A 3,075-nucleotide genomic window follows, 5' to 3' on the forward strand; every position below is an offset into this window, starting at 1 on the left:
ATGTTCTACATCAAATAAAATATTGCATCCTTGTACATTAAGATGATAGCGATTTTGTCCATTAAGTAGAGTCTGAGTTGTTTTTTTTAAATTCATAGCTGAATTATATAAACACATCCCATCTGTTTATTATTAACAAACTTTCGGTGTTTATCCTTGTGAAAGAGTTATGAGATAATATTAATTATTAACATAGTGGTTTAATGAACTGGATATTTTGTGGATATTTTTGTCTTTTTTTATTTCGTTAAGTTTATTTATTACTTTTGTAACTTCATTAGTCTGAATTGGTTTTTCGCCTTTTATTCTACTTTCTATTTTCTTATTAATTAAATTTAAACCATAGGTAGGTAAGTAATCGAGTTTTATATATTTTTTGTTGTTTTTATCTCGATAAGTAAATTCATCAGTTGATAAAATTCGCATAGATTTTCTCCATTTATCACCAAAGTAGATCATGCGAGATAAAAAATAACCGCCGAAAGGCTCACGAAGCCCACTTTCAGAATGCATAAACCAAGCTCTTGAATCATGTATATGGTTATCTAACAGATCAACTATTTCTCCTAAATAAGAGTCACGATTATTTTTAATTAAAATGGGCTTTAAAATGGAATATATATATTTACTTTTTTCTTTTAGGCTTAAATATTCACTTCGTTCATCTTGATAAGTAATGACATGTGCATATTCTTCTACTGTACCATCTAAATTTTGTAAAAAGAGCGATTGACCTACAACACCCATAGGAAAAGTATTTTCAGGTAACGAGTCGCAGGTTGTATCTGGTTTATAATATGGATTATCTATAGAATGATAATAATCAATTCCTTGGCAAGCTTTTTTTGTGCGAAGAGTAAATTGAATTAAAGGTGAAGGACGAGGTAAATCATTATAATCTGCTTTAAATTCTAAAGAAGCTTCCCAAAATTGGCCTCTTGCATTAGTTGCATCAAATAAAGGGGGACCTATATTTTCAGGTGAAGGTTGCCAATTATCAACATCAGTTTGTTTTCTTTGCTCTTTTTCTCTATTTTTACGAATTTCGGTACTTTTATTTTCTATATCCGAATACTCTTTTGCTAATGTACTACTGGCCTGTTTACTAAATTCCGGCTCATAGGGTTGTGCTTTTATATCTGTATGTTGTGGAGCATTTTTAAAGAAGTCTTGTTTTGTCAGGTTCATCTCTGAATCTTGAGATGAAGCATAACGCCCAATACGCCAAGCGGTGATTAAAATAAGCTGGCATTCAATAACGCTTTCAATATCAGCGGTGATAAAGCGGTTAGGTATATACGATTTTATATTATTATCTTCTTTTTTTATTATTATTTCTGGAAGGGTCTGTTCTCGCCAGGTATTGTATTTATCAATTATAGAATTTGATATTTTAAATTCCTTTAATGAAGATTGTCTCATTAATCTAAATATATATTTTTCCTGTTTTTCTTTAGGTAATAATGAAAAAAACTCTTCACTTAACGCTAAAGGAGCTCCTGCATCTATTGCGGCTGCATACATATCATGTAGAGTAATTTGAGATATAAGTTCTTCATGACCTGCTCTTGCTTTACCTTGATCTCCAGGCGGATAGCCACCCCCTATATCAGAATGCATTCCGGGATAAATCACTTCTATGGTATTAGGAGGATAGTTTCCTTCAGGTGTACGTATTGAATCGACAGCAAAGGATTGGCGTTGTTCATGAGCAGCTACAAAATGATAACAGTTTTTAATTAAATCTGATTTGGGCAGTTGTTGGGTGCCATTTGCCCAACCATTGTGGCCGGTAAACATCGGCATAACATTGGCTAAACCAACGGCTGGCACGGTATCAAAAAGCCCTAAAAACTCAACAGAAACGGGAATACCATAGATGGTTCCTTCGGGAAATATTAATTGTCTTAATGGTGGAGCTTGTGTATGTATACAAGTAAGTAATTTATCTAACCAATACACAAATGTTCTTGCTTCTGCTGAACCACGCGAGAATCCATAAATATATAACTTTAAAACTACTAATTTAGGTTTATTCCATATTAATTCATGTATTATCGTTCTAAATTGTTCTAATAAAATACTGGTTGGATTATAACCATCCTCAATGCTCATCTTTAGAAGTAATACCCGCATTTTAGCTAAAGTAAGCTCATGACCTGTTACGGCATGAAATAGAGTATTATATATTTGAATAAGTGCCCAGCTAATTCGAGCTTGACCGCCTGTTGCGTAGGTTAACCCTGAACTGTAATACTCGTAAGTTTTAATTTCAGGAAAAGGGGTGCCGACACCAGGCATATAGTAAGCATAAAATCCTTTTTGTTTGGCTTGGTAATCATTGGGGGCACAGGCATGATAAAGCTTTGCCACATTTGTAGGATGTGGTGGATTTGCATCATCTGTATCGTTTTTATTATTGTTATTTGTACCATCAAAAAAGAAGCTAACATGTAAGCTTTTACAACATTGGATTGTACTTTTTTTTGTGTAGTGCTTATGTTTATTTTCTTCAGCTTCAATCTTCTTGATATTCTCTTTTACTTGTTGAGAAGTCAGTGTTAAACGTCCTTGATTAGGAAAATGAGGTGGAGCCCAGCAGGGATCGCCTTTGGTTGCATGTTGATCGTTTAAATTAGCTTTGATGGTATGGATAAGTGCAAAATGAAGTTGTTTATCAGTGAGTACTTTTATGGACATATTGCAGGCTCCTCCATAAAGCTAGGCTCTTTTATAGGATAATCAGGATGATTGGTTGCATGGCAAGACAGGGTGATTTTTACTTCCTGACAAGGGAGAAAATGGACATCAACACTACAAGGCTCGCCATATTCAGGGATTTCAACCATTTTTTGATAGTGGCGATAATTGGCTTCGTGTTTTTTCATATAAGCATCAAATTTGGGATCTGTCACACCCGGTGAATCTGTAGGGTATGCATCAGGATCGACTTCCCATTCCACTTTGACCCATTGATTAGGTGTCCATTTTGCCGGCACCATAATGCAACAAGTTCCGGCTGCACCTTGCCCGTAATAACCATTGACTTTAAACCAATTCACCGCAGTCCCTTTC

2 protein-coding genes are annotated in these 3,075 nt (G+C 34.6%); both read right to left on the bottom strand.

What is annotated here, in order from left to right; genetic code table 11:
* Window positions 1-180: 180 nt before the first annotated feature.
* A complete protein-coding gene (locus JEP40_RS18875) occupies window positions 181-2,700 on the bottom strand; it encodes a T6SS phospholipase effector Tle1-like catalytic domain-containing protein (RefSeq protein ID WP_198624797.1) in 2,520 nt (839 codons plus the stop codon).
* Window positions 2,691-3,075 (bottom strand): DUF3304 domain-containing protein (locus tag JEP40_RS18880; protein ID WP_198624798.1); only part of this gene is annotated, 385 nt, incomplete at its 5' end. The genes JEP40_RS18880 and JEP40_RS18875, both read right to left, overlap by 10 nt.

This window comes from Proteus vulgaris (assembly GCF_016239305.1).
GTDB classification, from domain to species: Bacteria; Pseudomonadota; Gammaproteobacteria; order Enterobacterales; family Enterobacteriaceae; genus Proteus; species Proteus vulgaris_C.